This is a genomic window from Bacteroides sp. 2_2_4 (assembly GCF_000157055.1).
GTDB classification, from domain to species: domain Bacteria; phylum Bacteroidota; class Bacteroidia; order Bacteroidales; family Bacteroidaceae; genus Bacteroides; species Bacteroides ovatus.
The window spans coordinates 193,040-215,209 of sequence record NZ_EQ973360.1; the positions used below are offsets into that span (position 1 = coordinate 193,040).

Annotated in this window: 15 protein-coding genes and 1 pseudogene; 2 read left to right on the forward strand and 14 right to left on the reverse strand. The window is 43.3% G+C overall.

Translation table 11 applies throughout. The annotated features are described in order from the left end of the window. Positions 1-23: 23 nt before the first annotated feature. From argB to BSCG_RS13850, 7 genes and pseudogenes are all read right to left on the reverse strand, one after another. Positions 24-824, reverse strand: a complete 801-nt coding sequence (gene argB / locus BSCG_RS13880; RefSeq protein ID WP_008776071.1) for an acetylglutamate kinase — start codon at positions 822-824, stop codon at positions 24-26. Between the two features lie 56 nt (positions 825-880). Next, the gene (gene speA, locus BSCG_RS13875; protein WP_004309449.1) at positions 881-2,773 is read right to left on the reverse strand and encodes a biosynthetic arginine decarboxylase; all 1,893 of its coding nucleotides are present in this window, start codon (positions 2,771-2,773) and stop codon (positions 881-883) included. A 69-nt stretch (positions 2,774-2,842) separates the two neighbouring features. Further along, positions 2,843-3,913: a tetratricopeptide repeat protein gene (locus BSCG_RS13870; protein WP_008776072.1), complete on the reverse strand. Its 1,071-nt coding sequence runs from the start codon at positions 3,911-3,913 to the stop codon at positions 2,843-2,845. 8 nt (positions 3,914-3,921) lie between these two features. Next, positions 3,922-5,688, reverse strand: a complete 1,767-nt coding sequence (locus tag BSCG_RS13865; protein ID WP_004309447.1) for an HSP90 family protein — start codon at positions 5,686-5,688, stop codon at positions 3,922-3,924. Positions 5,689-5,697: 9 nt separating this feature from the next. Next, a pseudogene (locus tag BSCG_RS13860) lies at positions 5,698-8,197 on the reverse strand (hypothetical protein). Between the two features lie 256 nt (positions 8,198-8,453). Next, the gene (locus BSCG_RS13855; protein ID WP_004309445.1) at positions 8,454-8,981 is read right to left on the reverse strand and encodes a shikimate kinase; all 528 of its coding nucleotides are present in this window, start codon (positions 8,979-8,981) and stop codon (positions 8,454-8,456) included. Between the two features lie 115 nt (positions 8,982-9,096). After that, positions 9,097-9,699 (reverse strand): nitroreductase family protein, encoded by a 603-nt coding sequence (locus tag BSCG_RS13850; protein WP_004298268.1) that lies wholly within the window; start codon positions 9,697-9,699, stop codon positions 9,097-9,099. Between the two features lie 139 nt (positions 9,700-9,838). Between BSCG_RS13850 and BSCG_RS13845 the strand changes: the two genes are divergently transcribed. Beyond that, positions 9,839-10,474 carry a viroplasmin family protein gene (locus BSCG_RS13845; protein WP_008776075.1) on the forward strand — a complete coding sequence of 212 codons (636 nt, stop codon included), beginning with the start codon at positions 9,839-9,841 and terminating at the stop codon, positions 10,472-10,474. A gap of 29 nt (positions 10,475-10,503) precedes the next feature. Then, positions 10,504-12,276, forward strand: a complete 1,773-nt coding sequence (locus BSCG_RS13840; protein WP_032849530.1) for an ArnT family glycosyltransferase — start codon at positions 10,504-10,506, stop codon at positions 12,274-12,276. Here BSCG_RS13840 and BSCG_RS13835 read toward each other — a convergent pair. The 7 genes from BSCG_RS13835 to BSCG_RS13805 form a co-directional block, all read right to left on the reverse strand. After that, the gene (locus tag BSCG_RS13835) at positions 12,263-14,242 is read right to left on the reverse strand and encodes an LTA synthase family protein (RefSeq protein ID WP_008776077.1); all 1,980 of its coding nucleotides are present in this window, start codon (positions 14,240-14,242) and stop codon (positions 12,263-12,265) included. The genes BSCG_RS13840 and BSCG_RS13835 overlap by 14 nt on opposite strands. A 46-nt stretch (positions 14,243-14,288) precedes the next feature. Next, positions 14,289-14,708 (reverse strand): GtrA family protein, encoded by a 420-nt coding sequence (locus BSCG_RS13830; protein ID WP_004314482.1) that lies wholly within the window; start codon positions 14,706-14,708, stop codon positions 14,289-14,291. Next, a complete protein-coding gene (locus BSCG_RS13825; protein WP_008776078.1) occupies positions 14,692-15,648 on the reverse strand; it encodes a glycosyltransferase family 2 protein in 957 nt (318 codons plus the stop codon). The genes BSCG_RS13830 and BSCG_RS13825 overlap by 17 nt, the downstream gene beginning before the upstream one ends. Continuing rightward, positions 15,645-16,448 (reverse strand): polysaccharide deacetylase family protein, encoded by an 804-nt coding sequence (locus BSCG_RS13820; RefSeq protein WP_004309441.1) that lies wholly within the window; start codon positions 16,446-16,448, stop codon positions 15,645-15,647. Before BSCG_RS13820 ends, BSCG_RS13825 begins: the two co-directional genes overlap by 4 nt. 14 nt (positions 16,449-16,462) lie before the next feature. Continuing rightward, positions 16,463-18,298 carry an ABC transporter ATP-binding protein gene (locus tag BSCG_RS13815; RefSeq protein WP_004298275.1) on the reverse strand — a complete coding sequence of 612 codons (1,836 nt, stop codon included), beginning with the start codon at positions 18,296-18,298 and terminating at the stop codon, positions 16,463-16,465. Positions 18,299-18,418: 120 nt separating this feature from the next. Next, a complete protein-coding gene (locus BSCG_RS13810) occupies positions 18,419-19,552 on the reverse strand; it encodes an AAA family ATPase (protein WP_004298276.1) in 1,134 nt (377 codons plus the stop codon). A 78-nt stretch (positions 19,553-19,630) separates the two neighbouring features. After that, positions 19,631-21,712, reverse strand: a complete 2,082-nt coding sequence (locus BSCG_RS13805; protein WP_004309440.1) for a BT4734/BF3469 family protein — start codon at positions 21,710-21,712, stop codon at positions 19,631-19,633. Positions 21,713-22,170: the final 458 nt, after the last annotated feature.

The window sequence follows — 22,170 nt, forward strand, 5'->3', positions numbered from 1 at the left end:
ATGACGGGCTAGGATATGAAAAGTTACAGTCGCCCACTACTTTTTTTTGAATATTTTTTTATTCTTGTTCCACCAGAGTTATTAATCGCTGATGCTAAGGTGATTACCACTTCAGATACTCCTGCATTTATTGCTTCAAAAGAATTCTCCAACTTGGGAATCATACCTCCCTGAATAACGCCATCAGCTACATATTGTTCAAATTCGGCACGGGTGATTTGGGGAATCACACTGTCATCATCATTCTCGTCACGCAACACGCCTTTCTTCTCAAAACAATATACCAATGTCACATCAAACAAGGCCGACAACGCTTTCGCTGTCTCCCCAGCAATGGTATCTGCATTCGTATTCAGCATATTGCCGTGGCCGTCGTGCGTCAATGGAGCCATCACAGGAACAACGCCTTTATGTATCAAATCCGACAATAAAGTAGCGTCCACCTGTTCCACATCTCCCACAAACCCGTAGTCTACTTCTTTCACCGGACGTTTCACCGAACGGATTACATTCATATCCGCACCGGTCAATCCGAGTGCATTGACTCCGCGTGCTTGCAGACCTGCCACAATATTTTTATTCACCAATCCGCCATACACCATCGTTACGACTTTCAATGTTTCGGCATCGGTAATCCGACGACCATTTACCATCTTGCTTTCAATACCCAGTTGTGCGGCAATCTTTGTTGCCGAACGACCGCCACCATGAACCAACACTTTATGTCCGTCGATAGCGGCAAAGTCATTTAACAACTGACGAAGGGTGGCTTCCTCTTCTACGATTTTGCCACCCACCTTAATAACTGTTAGTTTTTCTCTCATTTCTTGATTTCTAATAAGTTCACCGAATGGAGAATCCGGCTCCGGCACCCTGCCGGTTATTCCAAATAAGTATATCCGTAAAGCCCCGAACGATAGTTGGAAAGGAATTCTTTTCCTTCTTCCAAAGAAATCTTTCCTTCTTTCACTGATTTCGTCACCCAAGTTTCGAGCGTACGTACCAGTTTCTTCGGATTGTACTGCACATAGTCCAACACCTCCGCTACCGTTTCTCCGTCGATAATCTGTTCGATATTATATCCTTTCTCGTTCACCGAAACATGCACGGCATTCGTATCACCAAACAAATTATGCATATCTCCCAAAATCTCCTGATAAGCTCCCACCAGGAACACAGCCACATAATAAGGTTCTGTTTTCTTCAGTGCATGTACAGGCAGATAATGAGCCACGTTACGGGTAGAGATAAAGTTGGCAATTTTGCCGTCCGAGTCGCAGGTTATATCTTGCAAGGTAGCCGAACGCTCCGGTTTTTCATCCAACCGCTGAATAGGCATGATCGGGAATATCTGGTCAATTGCCCAAGAGTCAGGAAGTGACTGAAACAACGAGAAGTTACAGAAATATTTATCGGCAAGCAGTTTGGACAATCCACGGAATTCATCGGGCGCATGCTTCAAACCGGCTGCAATCTGATTAATCTCACGTGTAATAGACCAATACAGACGCTCGATTTGTGCGCGGGTTTTCAGATCCACGATTCCATGACTGAACAAGTCCAATGCTTCCTCCCTGATCTGCTGCGCATCGTGCCATGCTTCCAACATCTTGTTCTGGTTCAGCGAATCCCAGATTCCATATAACTCCTGCACCAATTCGTGTGCATCCGGAGCAATTTCCTCCTCGTCATCCCATTCGGGCAATGTAGCGGTTTCAAGTACCTCAAAGATAAGAACAGAATGATGTGCCGTCAATGCACGTCCACTCTCCGTTATGATATTCGGGTGTGGGATACCATTTTTATCGCTCACGTCCACCAAAGTAGAAATAGAGTCGTTTACATATTCCTGGATGGAATAATTCACGCTGCCTTCGCTATTGGACGAACGGGTTCCGTCATAATCCACTCCGAGTCCACCGCCAATATCTACAAATTCCACATTGAATCCCATCGAATGCAACTGCACGTAGAACTGTGAAGCCTCACGCAAAGCCGTTTTGATACGACGTATCTTTGTCACCTGACTGCCGATATGGAAATGAATCAATTTCAAACAATCCTTCATCCCTTTGCTCTCCAGGAAGTCGAGCGCTTCGAGAAGTTCACTGGAAGTCAAGCCGAATTTGCTGGCATCACCTCCAGACTCTTCCCACTTTCCGCTACCGGAAGAAGCGAGTTTGATACGTATACCGATGTTAGGCTGCACATTCAGCTGTTTTGCCATCTTTGCAATCAGCTTCAGTTCGTTCATCTTCTCTACAACGAGGAAGATACGTTTACCCATTTTCTGGGCAAGCAAAGCCAGTTCGATGTAACTTTCGTCTTTATATCCGTTACAGACAATCAATGAGTCAGAATCCGTATTGACCGCAATCACTGCATGGAGTTCCGGTTTGGAACCGGCTTCCAGTCCGAGATTGAACTTCTTTCCGTGGCTGATAATCTCTTCCACCACCGGGCGCATTTGGTTGACCTTAATCGGATAAATTATAAAGTTCTCGGCTTTATAACCATACTCTTCGGCCGCTTGTTTAAAGCAGGAAGACATCTTTTCAATACGGTTGTCCAAAATATCCGGAAAACGTATCAACATGGGAGAAGCCACATCACGCAATTGCAACTCATCGACCAGTTCTTTCAGATCGACAGTCACTCCGTCTCTACGAGGTGTAACAACTACATGACCTTTGTCATTAATACCAAAGTACGAGGTACCCCAACCTGTGATGTTGTAGAGTTCCTCAGAATCTTCAATACGCCACTTTCTCATTTTCTGTTATTCAGTGTTTTTAGTAAATAATTGGACGGCAAAAATACGGATTAATCTACATGTTGGCAATTAATTAGACATTAAATCTTTCAAACGGTCCATATAACCACTATTTCCGTTACGGGCGTCATAGCGACGTGCCAGCTCTTCTGCCTGTTGATAGAAATAATTGCGAAGTTCGTTTACCTGATAAATTCCATCCGGACGATAAAGCGGGAACTCTTCCGGCAAAGACAACGAGACTTCCGGACGGGTTTCATATTTCAGAGCCTCTACCATATCACAGGAGAAACGATAATTCTTCAGCGTATTAGTACGCAAACTCCAACCGATACAGCGTTCGGTATATTCCCAAGCTCTTTCCGGCTTCGTCATCATATAATAGGCAATAAACAATCCCAGATAGAGCAAAAGATATTCATCCTTCTCTCTTCCCACCAATGCTTCTTCGGCACGTGCACACATATCGGCGGCAACCTCCGGTTTACCTGCTTTCTGTGCATAATAAGCAAGCTTCAAATAGGCCCGCAAATTGGCTTCATAACAAGTGACCTGCTTATTAATCAACGGTTGCGCGCGGCTGTAAGCCTCATCAAACTGTCCCGTTTCCAGATAATAATCCAGCATAAAGTTCAATTCACAAGCCTCACACGACTGATCGTCTATCTTCTCATTCAACATTTTATCAATGTATTCTTTCGCCTTGTCATACTGCCGCATCCAGACACATTCCACAGACCAGCGGTGATAATAACTCCGCAAAGAATATCCGTTCCGGAGGATACGGGTTTTATAATCCTCCCCAATTGCCTGTACCTGCTCCATCGGGATCTCCGGAAGATCGAACGTACAAGCCCATATCCACTTATATTTCCACAACAAGTCATCTTCCTTAATCACATCCTTGTGGTTCTCGTAATCATCCAGAATTTTAGAGAACACGGTAATCTCTTCAGCATCCGCCGAAAGAAGATTCAGTTCATAAATAAGATCCAGTCTCAACTCCGTAGCCCATTCCACATCTTCGTTCTCATCAGCGATGCGGATAGCTTCTTTCAATAGATTGGCTTTTTCGCGGGGATGCAGGTTGTTATTCTGTGTCTGCAACAGCAATTTTTGTATTTCAAGTGTGTATCTCATACTCTTTTTTAATTCAGGAAATTTATAAAATCATTCATTTTCGAAGTCATCAGTTCACTTAGCGAATGGTTGAAAAGCTCCATTTCTTCGCTGTTTACCGGATATTTACCTTGCAGAAGCGATTGTACATACAATATATGCACCACATGCTGAAACAGTTTATTGTCTCCTTGTATTTGCAATAAGGTCTGCACCATTTCATTATCCGCATTGAAAGTGAGTGTCGGCGGAATCTGCTTTGTAGTATTCACAGCTCCCAGTACAGCCGCCAACGGATTATTAGCACTTTTAGCAGCATTCTCCTTTTCCTCCGCCACAAAAATAACCGGAATATCCACCGGAGTAAAATGCTTCAGACGACAGATACAGCCAAACCGCTTCAACAACTCGTTCGCTTTCACCTCAAAAGCCTGAAACTCCTGGTTCGCCTCCACTTCACCAAACTGCTCCAGCAACCGTGAAGGAGATATTTCATCCAAAGTAAGTTCCGGATTCAGGCGGACATACTTTTTCAACAACGTTTCATCAAACGTATAAGCAGCATTCACGACCAGCCAACCCTGTGCTCCGGCTATACGCCGCACTTGCCGGAAATCCTCCAGATTCTTGGTATAACATATCACATTGCTTGCCGAACGAATACTTCCAAAACTACGCAAACCCTTATTGGTTTCAAAAGGAAGATAATCCATAAACAAACGAAGCAATTCATTATCCTCCGAAGCAATCGCCTTGATATGAAAGTGATGAACATCCAGAATCCGATTGAACATGGCACGGTCATTCTGCACCAATCCCCGCAGATAATCCTTGATAGCCACCCCGATCTCTTTCCGGGCATCTTTCAGTTGGTCATTACTCACCAAAGACTCCCGGGAAGCGGTAGACAGCAACCCGTCCGCATTCACCAGACAACGGATAAAGAAAGCCCACGACGGCAACAGATTGCAATCATCCTCACTCAACAGCATACGTTTGAGATAGACCTTATGAGAGTTGCGCACTGAAAATTGTGTACGGAAAGGCAGGACATAAAGCACCCCTTCCACCTTGCCGCTTTCAGTATAGATCCGGAAAGCATCGAGAGCAGACGATTGAAACACTTTCGCTCCATAATCCAGCAACTCCTTACGAGTCGCCTTCGGGTCAAGCCATACAGGCGAAGGCGTATTTACCAACTCCTCTTCCCCCTGATAATGCAGATAGATAGGATACGGCAGCATTTCTCCGTAACCGACCAGTATCTTCTTAAATGTTTCATATTCAAAAAGATGCATCCAATCTCCTTTCGGGTGCAATACTACCTGCGACCCGATGGGCCGTTCTTCGTCTGATAAAGTCAGCTGATACGTCCCATCCACTTTTCCACACCAGCAAACAGGCTGTCCGCCCATTGCAGAACGACTCTCTACGGTGATTTCATTGGTCACCACAAAACAAGATAACAATCCGATACCGAACCTTCCGATAAAATCGTCCGCATCGGGAGTATCCCGCTTTGAGCTCTCCCCGATAACAGTCAGAAAGCGATAAACTTCCTCCTCTTTCAGTCCGATACCATTATCCCGAAATACCACTGTCTTGTCCTCATTCAGAAAGACATCGATGCGACCTTTATAATTCTCGTCAATATTGCGTAGTGCCGTGATGGCATCTACGCAATTCTGCAACAGTTCGCGAACAAAAGTATTCGGGTTACTATAAATGTGCTCTGATAACAGGGCAATCATACCTTTAAGATTGACCTGAAACAGATTATTCCCTTCTTTTTCCATGTTCCTCTTTTACTTCCTCCTCCTTCCGGTGATTTTAAGAGCTTTCTCATTGCCATTCTCTGCGGCCTTTTCGAACCACTCCATTGCAATTTCATCGTTTTCTTCCACGCCATTTCCTGTCAGATAGGCATTTCCAAGTTCAAATTGTGCTTTATCGTTATTTTTCTCGGCAGCTTTCAGCAACCATTGCACTGCAGCTTCCGGATCAGGGTTACAACCTTCGCCATACATCATCATCTTGCCCAGATAATAAATTGCAGCGACATTCTCATTCCCCGCCGCATCCGTGAACCAGCGATAGGCCTCGGCATAATTCTGTTTCACACCTACTCCGTTATAATAGCAAAGTCCGGTACGATACATACTTGTCGTATTTCCATTATCCGCAGCCAGTGTATAATATTTAAAGGCTTCCGTTTCATTCTCTTCCACTCCGATACCCATTTCATAACAGATACCCAGTCCTTCACTATACCATTCATATTCGGCAGCTTTCTTGAAATAAGCAAAAGCCTTTTCCGACTCATTCAGGCTATCATAGTCATACAGATAATACTCACCCACACGCAGCATAGCCATCGGAATCTCATTAGCCACTGCCTTTTCATACCATTCCACTGCCGTTTTATTATCTTCCAGACAGGGACCGCAACCGAAGAAATAATAATCTCCCATCTTAAACTGAGCATAGCCATAATCCTATTCAGCAGCCTTCATCATATATTCCACTGCCTTTTGTGGATTCTCTTCCACGCCATTACCATTCTCATAAGCCATCCCCAGTTCCGTCAGACAACGGGCTTCATTCTTTTCCGCCCCTTTACTAAACCATTCGAGTGCCCTATCCCAGTTTTCTTCCGTTCCGATACCTTCTCTATAGCAACGTCCCAAAGCAAAGATCGCATCATTATCGTCCGCTTCAGCTGCCTTTGTATACCAGGCAAAGGCCTCTTCCGGTTTCACTTCACCAAGAACACCCTTTTCCATATAAAGACCTACACGGAACATTGCATAAGGATAACCCTGTTCGGCAGCCTTGCTAATCAGTTCAAATGACTTTTCATAATTCTTCTCCACTCCATCGCCATTCTCATATAAGAATGCCAGTTCCACAAGGGCAAAGCAAGCACCCAGTTCGGCCGCTTTTTCATAATATTCCCTTGATTTTACAGGGTCCTTCACACCGCTATATCCATTAGCCAGATAAAGAGCCACACGGCAATACCCATCGGCATTATTCAGTGAAGCCGCTTTTTCATAAAACTCTAAAGCCTTCACATAATCCGGTTCTTCAGACAAGAAGCCACGTTCATACATCCAGCCCAAACGATAAGCTGCACTTCCCGAACCCAATTCAATGGCTTTCTCCAACAACTCTTTCGCGCGATTCATGTCTTCCGGCACCAAATCACCGTTGAAATAAATATTGACCAGTCCTTCGATACCTTGTATATAATCATCCTCCACGCAACGGTTCAGACACATCAGTCCACGTTCCACGTTCTTATATTCATCATTATACAGGTAGATCAATGCCAGTTCATACGCACTGTAGGGTTCACAATAAAGCATGCCCTTTTCCAGCCATTCAATCGCCTTAGGCATATCCAGCCATTCCTCCTCCTGATAGTTATATCCCAGGAAATTGGCGGCAGACCACACACCGGCATACCAAGCCTTTTCCCAAAGTTCAAAGCTCAGTTCTTTCGGTTTATTCAGTTCCGGGTAACGGAAATAAAGCGTAGCCAGATTTTTAAGACTATAAAGATTGGGAACTATTTCCAGGGCTTTTTCGTAATAAGCAGCTTCCTCTGCCACGTTACCTTCCGCCCTGTCGAGCGCATCCCCCAACGCTGCATATACATGAGCACGCAAACGTTCACCTTCAGGCAGTTCGGCAAGCAGTTCATTCCGTATCTGTAATGCCTTTGCTTTATCCCCTGCAAATTCTTCGGCAAAAGCACGATAATGCTTTCCCCATAAAATAGCTTCGGGAGAAGTGAGAGCTGCAAAACGCCGTTCACCCTCTTCTTTATCTTGTTCGCAATAGAATCCCATGTATCGCCAATAGGCAACAGTTGCTTCCGCTTCAGCCCAACCCATATCGGCGGCCTTCTCGTAGTATGGAAACAAATAACTCATGTCCCGCTTTCCATAACGGGCTTCGGAATATTGTGCCCCCTTCTGCGCCCATCCCGCACCGCTAAACTCTGCCACACGGTCGCATACCTGCATCACCTTTTCCCACCAGAATTCATATTCTTCCGCGTTGAGTTCCACCTCTACGTTACAGTCAAAAGCACTGAATATCAGTTCAAAAAAAATCTTCTGTTAATTTCTCGTCTTCTTTTGTGTCCAAAGCATATTCACATACAGCCAATGCTTCCCACCAGTTTTCCGCACTTAACAATGAAGCCGGTGTATACTGCGGAAACCATACCCTTGCAGGCTGTCCGGATGCTTTAATTTTAGCGGATAACTCCCCAAATTTCTCTTTTAAAGTTTTCATGATATAGAACTTTACCTTAATTTTGTGTTACTAGTCAATAAAAAATCTCATAACGAGTGCAAGGTACAAATATTGACCGAATGCACAAACAAGAGTCTCAAAAAAAACGAAGTTCCAACAAAAAGAGAACATTACAACTACCTGATTTCTGAATACAGTAAAATTCCTCCCAATAATCATTCATTATCAGGCACAAATTACACACATTCCACAGCTTTCCAAATGACGATTACACAAAATATAACGACTGTTACTTCTACAATCCCAAAAGTTGTCGCAAACATTGCACCGATGTTTCAATCTGCCAACGATCTTCCAATTCGTCTGCATTAAAGATATATTGTGCCTGATGATAAAAAGGAGCACGCTTCTCGAGTGCCTGAACAATGAACGCTTTCAGTTCTTCATCCTCTTTACCCTGAAGAATAGGACGTTGTTGTTTAGCCACACGCAAGCGCCTGAACAACACATCCGGATGCACCTCCAGAAAAACAGTCTTTCCGGTCCGGTTCATAAAATCCATATTATCATAAAAACAAGGCGCTCCACCCCCCGTCGAAATTACCACATTCTCAAACTCAGCTACTTCATGGAGCATATTTCTCTCCAGCTCCCTGAATCCTGTTTCGCCTCGTTCAATGAATAATTCTCCAACGGTTTTGTGAAAACGCTCTTCAATATACCAGTCCAGATCGATGAACGGTATATTCATTTGCCGGGCAAAAGCCTTACCCAACGTCGTTTTTCCGGCACCCATATAGCCGGTAAGGAAGATACGAACCATAAATGATTAATTTTGCTCACAAAATTAATCATTTAATGAAGAATGAAGAATGAAGAATAAAGAATTTTAGCCATTATGCCATCCAATTCTTCATTATTCATTCTTCATTCCCGATTTATTTAAAGATTCTCACCCGTTCTTCAAGCGGCTGGAATTCTTTTTCACCCGGTTTGCCGAGAGGAAGTCCGAACGGCATTTCCGCAATCAAATGCCAATGTTCCGGCAAATCCCATGCACGGCGCACTTCTTCATCAATCAACGGGTTATAGTGTTGCAGCGATGCTCCGAAACCTACATCTTCGAGCATTACCCAGATAGCTAACTGGTGCATGGCAGAAGTCTGCAATGACCATCCCGGGAAATTCTCCTGATAAGCCGGGAAAGCCTCCTGAAGCCCTTTCACAACCTTCTGATCCTCAAAAAACAATACAGTGCCATACCCACAGGCAAACGAATGATCTATCTTCTCCTCTGTCTTGACAAACGCTTCAGCCGGTACAATCTTCTTTAATGCGTCCTTCACAATCTGCCACAATTTCTTATGCGATTCTCCCAATAGAAGTACCACACGGGTAGATTGCGAATTGAATGCCGACGGTACGTGGCGCACGGTCATATTAACGATACATTCGATCTCCTGATCGGATATAGGTGACTGATTAGTAATTGAATAGTAAGTTCGACGTTGTTTCAAAGCTTCACTAAAAGATCTTTCCATAATAGTTCCTTTCTTATTTTATATTCTTAAAACTCTCTTTTTTTTATAACAAGTATCCCCCCTAACTTGTTCAGTTAGAGAATATATTTGTACCTTCGCAGCGTCAATTCATTGACTATCTAAATTTATCGTCAGAAAAATGGCAAAACAAAAATTTTATGTCGTATGGGAAGGCGTCACACCCGGGATTTACACTTCCTGGACAGACTGCCAGCTTCAAATCAAAGGATACGAAGCTGCCAAATACAAATCATTCGATACGCGCGAAGAAGCGGAACGCGCGTTGACAATGTCTCCCTATGCTTATATCGGCAAGAATGCAAAGGCTAAATCAGGAGGTCCTAAACCTTCTTCGGATACTTTACCTTCTTGTGTGATCGACAATAGCCTGGCTGTCGATGCAGCCTGTAGCGGTAATCCGGGACCGATGGAATATCGCGGCGTACACATTGCCAGCCGTCAGGAGATTTTTCATTTCGGCCCGATGAAAGGCACGAATAATATCGGCGAGTTTCTAGCCATCGTACACGGGTTGGCGTTGCTGAAAAAGAAAGGTTTCGATATGCCCATTTACAGTGACAGCGCGAATGCCATCAGCTGGGTGCGACAGAAGAAGTGCAAAACCAAGCTCCCCCGCACTCCGGAAACGGAAGAACTGTTTTTATTGATCGAACGGGCAGAAAAATGGTTGCAGGGAAATACGTATACTACTCGTATCCTGAAATGGGAAACGAAAGAATGGGGAGAAATTCCGGCCGACTTCGGCAGAAAATAAAAGAACATAAATTTCAATATAAGAAAAAGATGAAAACATTGACTTCAAGCAAAGCTTTCTGGCTGTTACTAGTCATTTGCGTAGTTACTATCCTGCCTTTCCTCGGTTTATCGGAGTACCACACCAAAGGGGAGCCTCGCGAATCTATTGTCTCCTACTCCATGCTGGATAGCGGAAACTGGATTTTACCCAGAAACAACGGAGGAGAAATGGCTTACAAACCGCCTTTCTTCCACTGGAGCATAGCCGCTGTTTCGGCAGCAGTAAACGGAGGGCAAGTCACAGAAATGACCTCCCGCTTGCCGTCTGCCATCGCCCTGATCGCCATGACTCTCTGCGGTTTTCTGTTCTTTGCCAAAAGAAAAGGAGTGGAATTGGCGCTGTTAGCCGCCTTTATTACCCTGACTAATTTTGAACTGCACCGGGCCGGAGCAAACTGCCGGGTGGATATGGTATTGACAGCGCTCACCGTTGGCGCTCTGTATTGTCTCTACAAATGGTATGAGAAGGGACTCAAAGGTATTCCCTGGCTGGCCATTCTCCTGATGAGCTGCGGCACACTGACTAAAGGACCGGTAGGTACTATCATTCCATGTTTAGTGGTAGGCATCTTCTTGTTACTCCGGGGTGTCAACTTCTTCAAAGCATTCTTGTTACTTTCCGCCTGGGCCATTCTTTCACTCATCCTGCCTTTCTGCTGGTATGTCGCTGCTTACCAACAAGGTGGAGAAGAGTTCCTGGCATTAGTTATGGAAGAAAACTTCGGTCGTATGACTAATACCATGAGTTACAATTCATGCGTGAACCCCTGGCATTATAATTTTGTGACCCTATTTGCCGGATACGTTCCCTGGACACTGTTAGTCGTGCTCTCCCTGTTCAGCCTGACTTACCGTAAGTTCAATATCCAGCCAGCCGCCTGGTGGAAACGTTTCACTGCTTGGATAAAGAATATGGATCCGGTGGATTTATTCTCTTTCACCAGTATCGTTGTAATCTTCGTCTTCTACTGTATTCCGCAGAGCAAACGTAGTGTATATCTGATGCCGATCTATCCTTTCATTGCTTATTTCCTTGCCAAATATCTATTCTATCTGGTCAAGAAGCAATCTAAAGTCATCAAGGTATACGGAAGTATTCTTGCAGTAATCAGCCTGCTACTGTTCACCTGCTTCATCGTATTAAAATGCGGACTCATCCCTGAAACTATTTTCCAGGGTCGTCACGCGCAGGACAATATTAATTTCATGCGTGCAATACAGAATATCAGCGGAGCAGGGGCCTTATTCCTGATTGCCATTCCTACCATTCTCGGTATCTACTGGTGGTTCTATCAACGGAAAAATGCATTGAACAACCGTTTCCTATACGCTCTCGTTGTGCTTACAATGGGATTATACCTTGCATTGGACGGTGCTTATCAGCCGGCAGCATTAAATTCGAAGTCGGTCAAATTCATCGCTACAGAAATAGAAAAGGTTGCGCCGGAAAGCGAAGGAACGATGTACGAATTCATTGAAGAAAGTCTGCATGCAGCAGGTGACCCCGTACATTATTTCGAACTCAATTTCTATCTGCACAATCGTCTCGACAACTTCTATGAGAAACGTCCTTCGGAAGGTTTCTTGTTAATCGGCACGAATGATGCAGAGAAATATCTTCCCGAATTCGAGAAAGAAGGGTATCAGTTTGAGGAGGTATATGAATCCCCTAAACGAGTACTCCGGCAAATAGCCAAGATATACAAGTTCGTTAAAAAGCAACAGCCTGAAAATACCGAAACGACTCCTATTGTTGAGTAAAAGGTATAGAATTAAGCGTTTTTCCATGCTTCACAAGGAACTCCGCCGATTGGAGCATGGAAAAACTATATTCTTTTAAAGGCAAAAAGCTATCATCCATCGGAACAGCATTCAATTTGCCGTTACCGATATCATAAGTAAGTTCCTGCTGAGTCTCGTAATTATAAAGGTAGAGTAACGTGTCATTGCGTCCCACCACCATATTGTCAGCAGTATAGAACATACAGGGACGTTCTTCCTTCAGCAAGTCCACTCCAAAATTATTCTGTAGATAATCAATATTCAACAGCCCTAATATTGTTGGCTGTATATCTACCTGACCGCCAAATGCAGTTTTCTCTTCCGGCTGAATACGGTTGGAGTAAATCATCAGTGGAATATGATTATAAGATTCCGGCAGTTCACATTCGGCGTCTCCCACCAGTTTGCCATGATCCCCTTCCAATACGAATATCGTATTATCAAACCAGGGTTGTTTACGCGCCTCTTCAAAGAACTGACGCAAAGCCCAATCCGCATACTCAACGATCTGCATCTCCGGTTCACTTGTTTTCGGATGGAAGAAAGGAGGTATCACATACGGCGGATGATTACTGATGGACAGTAAAGTAGCAAAAAACGGTTGTCCGGTGGCAGCCCGCTGATTCAATACCGGAATTGCATAGTCATACAAGAAATCATCCTGCACTCCAAAGCTATTCACAACCTTATCAGCCGGATAGTCTTCTTGTGAAAACACTTCATCATAGCCGTTCGTCCGGAAGAAAGCGTTCATATTATCATACTGCCCTTCATGCGTCATAAAGAAAAGGTTGTAATAGCCGTTTTCTTTCAGTACGGTAGGCAGTCCCGAATAGCGGGGAATGACAGAGCCTTTCATCAGGTTCCGTTTCATCATAGCCGGAAAAGAATACAAGGTGGCATACAAACCATGGTTCGTATGGATTCCTGCCGAATAGAAATTGCGGAAACTGATAGAACGGGTATACAGGCTATCCAGGAAAGGAGTCAAAGTCTCCGATTGCCCGAAATGCTTCATAAACTTGGCGGACATAGACTCCATCATAATCAAGACGACATTAGGACGGCGTTGTTGCACGCTATCCGCTTTTGCAGCACGCCTGTAAACAGCCAACGGGGAAACATTCGCATCTCCCGGACGGTTGAGCAGAGCTTGCGCCTTGGTGATGGCTTCCTGTTCATCCATCAGATGCAAGTATTTATTTTCAGGCCTCATATCATCCATCACACTCGTCAGCAGGTTAAAAGTAGGACTTACTCCCAGTTGATTGAGAAAAGCATCCTGACAGAAATATGCCGCACTTACTTTGATCGGGTTATAGCCTGTACGCCCCCGGATTCCAAAGATGCAGAGTCCGATTAAGCAAGCACCGATCAGAACCGCCCCTCCTCGCTTCCAATAAGGAAACGGAGCGGAAATGGTAAGGCTACGATGATGGAAATAACGTGCCAGATAGATAAGCCAAACTACGAATCCGGCCAGAAAGAGAAGGAATAATCCGATGGACAGATAATAGGCACTTTCCCCCAATATCATTCCGGCGGTAGTTCCCGCATAACCGAACCATTCGAATATGGAAGAGTTGATATGTTTAAAGAAATAGGCAAAATAAGGAATGTCCGACGCACTGATTAAATAAACCAATCCATAAAAGACACTGAAAAAGATCGTAAAGAAACGAAACAACGCTTTCCCATAATAGTTGCAAACTCCACACACTACCGCAACCACCAGAGGCAACAGAAGGATGTAACAGCCTATCACATTGTCAAACCAGACACCATGCACAAAAGCAAGCATCGGAAGTGTCTTATCCGACAAGGCTTCAGAGGTCAACTGATGATAAGATGAGATAAAAAGCACCAGGCGAAACAGTCCTGCGATCAGTAAAGCCGAAACATGTATGGTAAGAATATATACAACAAGATTTAGAAAACGTTTCATAATAGCCTTTTCTTTTTATGAATTAAATGAAAGGGATTGAATAGTGTTATTTCCTCCCTTTATAGATATAAACGAAATGAAGAATCAGGAAATTGATAGGCACCACGATAATCATTACCAGTATCGGTGCAAGCAGTTCACCCGCCCCTATCCAGAGGAAGAGATTCAGTAAGCCGATCTCAAGCAGGTAATTAATCAGATGACTAAAGCCAAACCCAACCGCATTGCGAGACGAGGGCTTGGAACGAAAAGTAAAAAAGGTAGTCAGGAAATAATTGCAAATAAATCCGACGGCATAACCTGCCGTAAAAGAGATATTGGCGTTTGCAACCAGTAAAACCAGACAATACACTCCGTAATGAATAGCCGAGGATACAGTGCCGACAACTCCGAAACGAACGAATTGCCAGAACTTATCCCGCCAGTCCGGATGCCTGTCAAATATAGCTTTACTTATCTTGGTCATCGTATAGTACTTCTTCCACATTATAGAGCGGACGACGTTTTACTTCTTTATAGATTTTCCCAATATACAACCCGACAGCTCCTATTGACATTAGAACAATTCCACCGACAAACCAGACAGACAACATCAAAGATGCCCAGCCATGCTCTGCCGTACCCGAAATTAAAGAATACAATACATAAATTCCTATCAGTATACTGATAAAAACAAATATAATTCCCAGATAAACAATACCGTAAATAGGCTTCACCGAGAAAGAGGTTATTCCGTCCAAGGCCAGGCTGAACATCTTTCTTACTGTATATTTGGAGGTTCCGGCTGTCCGTTCCCGGATTACGTCATCTACCGTAGTAGAAGGGAAACCCAGCAACGGGATAATACCACGCAGATAGACATTACGTTCCTGATAATGAGACAACTGTTCCAGCACTCTCCGGCTTAGAAAACGAAAATCCGCATGATTGTAGATAGTCTCCACTCCCATCCTGTGCTGTAATTTATAAAAGGCTGTTGCAGAAAGACGTTTCAACACGGGGTCTGCCTGACGAGATACTTTCACTCCATATACAACATCATATCCTTGCGTATAGGCATCGATCATCTCCTCAATCGCATTCAGATCATCCTGCAAATCGGCATCAATGGTAATAACGGCATCACTCCAGTCTTTAGCGGTCATCATACCGGCCATGATTGCATACTGATGTCCCACGTTTCTTGCCAGATTCATTCCTTTTATATAAGGATTCGTTCCGTGCAGTTTCTTAATGATGCTCCATGTACGATCTTTGCTGCCATCATTCACAAAGAGCACAAAGCTGTCGGCACTGATCTTTTCTTTCGCCACCAACTCATCAAACAAGGCTGTCAAACGGGCGGCCGAATCTTCCAACACTTCCTCCTCATTATAGCAGGGGGATACAATAGCCAATTTTATCATTTTTCGTCCGGTTTATTTAGTTCAGCCAGTTTTATCTGTGCAAATTCCGAGTAAGTCATAAAAGCATATCCTTTTTCTTTCAGTTTGCGGATAAGCATATCCAGACGTTCCTCCATTCCTTTACCGGAATGATTGCGGATAATAAAAGGCATCTTAAATTCAGGATGTTCACCCAACGGGTAGAATTCCCACGGGTGGAAATAAGTCACAAAATATCCGTCATGCTTCAATACCCGGTTTACCAGGAGTTGATACAGCCACATCGGCAGATTATGACAAGACAACCAGAATAGCGGGAAACGAATCCACGGAGTTACAGAAGCCGGAATCTGAAGTAACTTACCCGTCATAAAGCAGGTACGGGGCTCCGACAAATGCATATATCTTCCGGGGATAAATGCGGGATTCAATGAGGAGTTATATACATACCCCATCCGTTCAAGTTCCGTATCTGATACGGGGAACATACGCGGCTGGCGATAACCTTGTATCGTCCTGCCGGTAAGGCGTTCCAGAATTTCTTTTGAACGACTGACATCCGAAGCCTGTGGCTGCCAATGGTCACATCCATGCGCAGCAACTTCATGCCCTTCGTCCATAATGCGCCGCATCACTTCCGGCGCATTTTCTGCAAAATTGCTTGTACAAAAGAAAGTAGCTTTCACCCCGTTTTTTTTCAGGCAGTCCAGTATCTTGTTCGTACCATAGACTGACACTTTCATTGCTTCATCCAGCGGAAAGTCTACACCATGCTCGCGAGGTACATCAAATTCTTCTGTATCAAAACTTAATAATATCATTGCAATATCAAGAATTACAACTGCTGCATATCATGCAGACGTTTATAGTAACCGTTTAACTCAATGAGTTCTTCATGCTTACCACGTTCCACAATCTCACCCTCATACAGTACACAGATTTCATCTGCATTCTTAATCGTAGAAAGACGGTGGGCAATAGCAATCGTCGTACGTGTTTTCATCAAACGTTCCAACGCTTCCTGTACAAGACGTTCTGATTCGGTATCCAAAGCAGAAGTAGCCTCATCAAGAATCAGAATCGGAGGATTCTTCAAAATAGCACGCGCAATACTGATACGCTGACGCTGACCACCGGACAATTTTCCGCCACGGTCACCGATATTCATATTATATCCTTCCGGTTTCTCCATAATGAAATCATGCGCATTGGCAATCTTCGCCGCCTCTACTACTTGTTCCATTGTCGCATTCTCCACACCAAAAGCAATGTTATTGAAGAATGTATCATTAAACAGAATAGCCTCCTGGTTTACATTACCAATCAAACTGCGCAAATCTGCAATACGTACATCACGAATACTTGTTCCGTCAATGGTAATATCACCTTCCTGCACATCGTGGTAACGCGGCAACAAATCGACTAATGTAGATTTACCGGATCCCGATTGACCAACCAGTGCGATTGTTTTTCCTTTGGGAACTGTCAGGTTTACATGCTTCAACACCTCTCTTTTACCATCATAGCTGAAAGAGATATCTTTAAATTCGATTCTATCATTCAAACCTTTCAACGGTTTCGGATTCGGAATTTCCTTAATCTTATTCTCTGCCTTCAGGATTTTGTCCACACGTTCCATGGAAGCCAACCCTTTCGGAATGTTGTATCCCGCTTTAGCAAAGTCTTTCAATGGATTGATTACACTATATAAGATAACCATATAGAAGATGAATGTAGGAGCATCGATGGTTGCATTCTTTCCTAAAATCAATGTACCTCCAAACCACAATACAGCTACAATCAGAATCGTTCCTAAGAACTCACTCATCGGATGAGCCATAGCCTGACGTATAGCAACCTTGTTTGTCGCATCCCGGAGCTCGTTGCTACATTTGGTGAAGCGGTTAATCATTTTATCTTCCGCAATAAAAGCCTTGATGATGCGCAAGCCTCCCAGTGTTTCTTCTAATTGTGACATCGTATCACTCCACTTAGCCTGTGCTTCCAGTGATTGACGTTTCAGTTTTCTTCCGACGACTCCCATCAACCAACCCATTCCCGGTAATACAATGATAGTAAAAAGAGTCAACTGCCAACTAACCGTAACCAATGTCACAAAATATATAATAATCAGAATCGGGCTTTTCATCAACATATCCAATGAACTGGTAATGGAATTTTCCACTTCCCCCACATCACCACTCATACGAGCTATAATATCTCCCTTTCTTTCTTCCGAGAAGAAAGACATCGGCAGACGCATTACCTTAGCATACACCATAATACGAATATCACGTACCACTCCTGTACGTAATGGAATCATCACGGCTGAAGAAGCAAAGTAACAACCGGTTTTAAACAATGTCATCACCATCAGGAATAGTCCCAAGAAAATAAGAGCTACAGTGGGACCATTATCCACAATCATCTGAGAGATGTAATAATAGAAGTTATTCTTGGCAACATCTGCTAAATCGCCACTACCCCATTCCATAAAATGGTACACCTTATCTGCTCCTTCTGTTTTAAACAGAATACTCAAGATAGGAATCAAAAAAGTAAATGAGAACACATTGAATACAGCAGACAAAATATTCAGCAAAATAGCCCAGCCGATATACTTCTTATAAGGCGACACAAAACGTCGCATTAGTTGTAGAAATTCCTTCATTATTTACCATTAAAAAAGTTAAGACCGCAAAGATACAATAAAACAGATTAACAGGCAGCAGTTTCTATTAATTATTAACGCGATTTATCGAAAAGCCCTCTTCAATAAATGAAATATGACTTAATAATTCTCTTTCAGCCAAATACCCAAGAAACGATCATATATTTGACAAATACCCATTTCCTGAGTCACAAAATCCTTTTCCAGCAACCCTTTTAGTGCTGCCTGAACTGAACTAGCAGAAGCCAGTTTGTATTTTTTAATAAAAGTGCCGGAAGTGAGAGCTTTAGCCCTTCCTTCTTTAGTGATAGCAATTAGCAGTTCCTTTTGTTTCTCCGGCAAACGAAAAAGAATTTCCGAATAAGTATATCTGAATGAATCAATAATCTGCCGAATAGCCCCTGACACCATTCCCACTTTACAAACTCCGTACTCCGGGGTCATATCATAAAGTGTATTCAATACTTTTTGTATATACCATGTGATTCCTTCAAACTGTTGATAAACTGTGGTAACAGCACTTTCCTCTATTTCTTTGCCTGCACGTTTGAAATGCATACTTGCAAAACGAATATATTCTTCTAAAGGAATACTTTCCAAATGCATCATTGACACACTTTGATAAAAAGGTCTGGAAGGCGTCAAAAACATATTCCCCATCACATGTCGCTGGCTCCCGGCAAAAATGAAACGCGCATTATTACAATGCTGCACATAAGTCCGGAGAGTAGCCTCTACATTTTTCTCCACATATCCAGTAATCTGCTGAAATTCATCAATAGCAATCAAACAAGGCTTATCCGCTTGCTCTAAATACCGGAAGATTTCATCAAGCGTAGTAGCCGGAGCTTGTATATCTCCTAATCCCAGATTCAAAGAAGGCATACCATTCACATCAAAAGAGATACTAGCCTGCAAAGATTTTACACATTCCCAAAAGCCATGCAAAGCTTTCTTCCCCATAGGTTTCAGTACTTCCAAAATCTCCTTACTAAGTGCAAAGACCAAATCACGCAATGAACGGCTATCATATATATCAATAAAAAAGGTATAGTAACCCTGTTTAATTTCAGGAAACTGAAAGCAATGACGGATCAGCCCTGTTTTTCCCATTCGCCGGGTAGAGACAAGAGCCAAATTATTCCCATTCATCACCTCGCGCACCAACTGTTCGCTCTCAAAACGGCGATCGCAAAAATAATCAGCAGAGACATATCCGCTTGTTATAAAAGGATTTCTTATCATAGTCTTCATACATCTCACGTTATTACGCAAAGATAATTATTATAAAATAATAAAAGCCATCTACTATACATTATTTCATCATCATCCTTACTCTACAGGCATCACATGATAATAAACCCCACGTGTTTTCCTAAACGACTTTACTCTCAGCCTCTGCAATATACGTCCGAAATAATTAACTTGTCCGGCAGAGAATTTCATTTTACTTGCCTTTTGTATCCGCTGCAATATATCCGCAGCAAGCAACCATTCTCCCTCTTCTTCCTCTTCCGCTGCCCGGTAATATACCTGAAACAATTGTTCAATCGCCGGCGACTGTTCAAACTCCCGGTTAGCCTCCGTCATAATCGCCTCCTCTTTTTCATCAAACCAATAGCGCTCATTACTCCGCAATGCAGCCATTGCCTGTGCATATAACTGCTCATAATCAATAGGGCGGACCACATCTATCACTCCCGTCACCTCGACACCGATAAAACGGCGACTGCCGGAAGTATCCGTCAACAGATCCTTATGATTACTTGTGCCTATAAAAGAAGCGTACCGGCGGAGTTCCTCCACTGCCGAAGCATTCGGACGTCGCGTATTGACAACAGGCTTTTGCAGAATATGCTTGAGAAAAGACTGCTGACTGATGCCAATCTGATCGAACTCATCCATATTAATCAATAAAAAGCGATTCAAATACAGTTCAGCATCCCGTTTCCGACTGAAATCGATACTGTCCGTATAATATGCCTGTAAACATGGTGGTAAGATCAAGCGGCAAAATGTAGACTTACGATAAGCTTGCGGGCCTATCAATATAGGCGAAGTGCTATTCGCATGATTCTTACCCATCCCACGCCAATGTGCGACCATACTAAGAAACCAACGACGAAACAATTGAGTCCAATAAGGATGGTCACAAGGAACCCGTTTGGCTAAATTGCCAATATAATCCTTACCGTTCCAACGAGGAAGGTCATAAAGAAACTCTTCAATAGGTTGATAAACCGGTACATGATCCGAATTCAGGAAACGCACGACATCTTTATCCCAAAGTTTAAGCCCCTCATATTGTGCATTCATTGTAATGCTTGCCATCAACCGTTTATCCACCGGAAGAAAATAAAAATTAAAGCTATTCCGTTCGCGACATTCCACTTGTGACGTTAGTTGGTTGAAACGGAAATCATAACGCCGTTTCATAAACTCATCCATCTGCATGACAAATAATTGTTCCGGCAACAGGCTGCTCTTACTCGCAAATCCCTCTGAAGTCCGATATACATTCCGTACAGTCCCCCGAACCAATGTATCATCTTTTGGCAAACGATAATGCGCCCGACACCATCGCACCGTATCTTCTTCAGGAATACCGGCGCGAAAACAATACCCGGCCAGATTTATCAACAAAGACTGTTTATCACCTTCTTCCGGTTGATAACCATCCTCCTCATCCAGTGCACGTGCGAAGGCTGCTTCAAAAAGAACAGAAAGCGCATCACATCTTTCATACCCCGGTGCAAGCCGTTGCAATGGTGAAGTTTCCGTTTGCACCCGTTCACGATAAGTGGTTTCGCCCGGCATAGCCACAGGTTGTTTCATATAAATAGGCATCGCTTCGGGATTAAAATACAAATCCGGATCAAAAGTCCAGCGACAATATTGTTCCAATGAAGGTTCTTTCAGTTCGATATCAAAAGGAAGTTGGGGCTGATAGAATTTCACAGCCAACCGATAGGCGTGTGCATGAAAAAGCTCTGCCTGTTCACGGGTTTCCGGTAAAAGGTCATTGGGATAAGTAAAACGGACCCATATCTTCACTGACTTTCCGGAAGAACCGGTGAAAGCTAAATAAGTTTGCGGCAGCTCCCTCACCCGCTCTTTCACTTCATCCGCTTCCATATTCCCGGATAAGTTATTCACCTGAATCATCACAATTCCGTTGTATTCACTCATGGTCGTTATTCCGTCTTTGCGGAAAAAGGCCGCTGCAGGTATCACCTTCTGCACTTTCTGCACATAGTCATTTTTATCACCCGGAAGCATAAAAGGCAGGACTTCTCTCATTTTTGAAACAGACTGTGCTTTGGTTTCCACTTTCATTTGCTCTACGAGCTGTTCGATTCTTAACGTACGCATAGTGTTCACCTTGCCATCGTCTCTTACCAATGTTATTCTCATTGCTTAATTAATTTATTTGTCCTGCATGTGTTTGTAGGGCGATTATTACCACAGACAAATGTACGGTTAATATCCCGTATAAACAAATTTGACACCTCCCAAACGCACGTCCACTAGTAATGATTTGCAATTCTTATTCTCATATTCTCATAAGTTTCAGATAAAACACACAAAATCAGCATAGTACACCATGAGAAACGTTTTTAAATCCGGTATTTCTCATACTTTGTCTTTCATTTTTACTCAAAAATTGTCTATTTATCATAGTATTCCGGATCATTTCTCATAGTCAAATACCAACCATTCATTTCGCTCATTGGCCAACCTTATTTTACACAGCCCTCATCTATTATTTACATGTAAACAACCGTGTAATTATTTGTTTTTCAGTTAATAATGTCGTATCTTTGAAAGAGGATCTCAATCGTTTCACTACAGTGAACGGTTCTGTTCACTAG

Coding starts and splice junctions, on each gene's coding strand:
- BSCG_RS13850 (WP_004298268.1), bottom strand. CDS start 9,699: ATGGAAAGATCTTTTAGTGAAGCTTTGAAACAACGTCGAACTTACTAT.
- BSCG_RS13870 (WP_008776072.1), bottom strand. CDS start 3,913: ATGAGATACACACTTGAAATACAAAAATTGCTGTTGCAGACACAGAAT.
- BSCG_RS13815 (WP_004298275.1), bottom strand. CDS start 18,298: ATGAAGGAATTTCTACAACTAATGCGACGTTTTGTGTCGCCTTATAAG.
- BSCG_RS13830 (WP_004314482.1), bottom strand. CDS start 14,708: ATGACCAAGATAAGTAAAGCTATATTTGACAGGCATCCGGACTGGCGG.
- BSCG_RS13855 (WP_004309445.1), bottom strand. CDS start 8,981: ATGGTTCGTATCTTCCTTACCGGCTATATGGGTGCCGGAAAAACGACG.
- BSCG_RS13840 (WP_032849530.1), top strand. CDS start 10,504: ATGAAAACATTGACTTCAAGCAAAGCTTTCTGGCTGTTACTAGTCATT.
- BSCG_RS13810 (WP_004298276.1), bottom strand. CDS start 19,552: ATGAAGACTATGATAAGAAATCCTTTTATAACAAGCGGATATGTCTCT.
- BSCG_RS13805 (WP_004309440.1), bottom strand. CDS start 21,712: ATGAGAATAACATTGGTAAGAGACGATGGCAAGGTGAACACTATGCGT.
- BSCG_RS13845 (WP_008776075.1), top strand. CDS start 9,839: ATGGCAAAACAAAAATTTTATGTCGTATGGGAAGGCGTCACACCCGGG.
- BSCG_RS13825 (WP_008776078.1), bottom strand. CDS start 15,648: ATGATAAAATTGGCTATTGTATCCCCCTGCTATAATGAGGAGGAAGTG.
- BSCG_RS13820 (WP_004309441.1), bottom strand. CDS start 16,448: ATGATATTATTAAGTTTTGATACAGAAGAATTTGATGTACCTCGCGAG.
- BSCG_RS13865 (WP_004309447.1), bottom strand. CDS start 5,688: ATGGAAAAAGAAGGGAATAATCTGTTTCAGGTCAATCTTAAAGGTATG.
- argB (WP_008776071.1), bottom strand. CDS start 824: ATGAGAGAAAAACTAACAGTTATTAAGGTGGGTGGCAAAATCGTAGAA.
- BSCG_RS13835 (WP_008776077.1), bottom strand. CDS start 14,242: ATGAAACGTTTTCTAAATCTTGTTGTATATATTCTTACCATACATGTT.
- speA (WP_004309449.1), bottom strand. CDS start 2,773: ATGAGAAAGTGGCGTATTGAAGATTCTGAGGAACTCTACAACATCACA.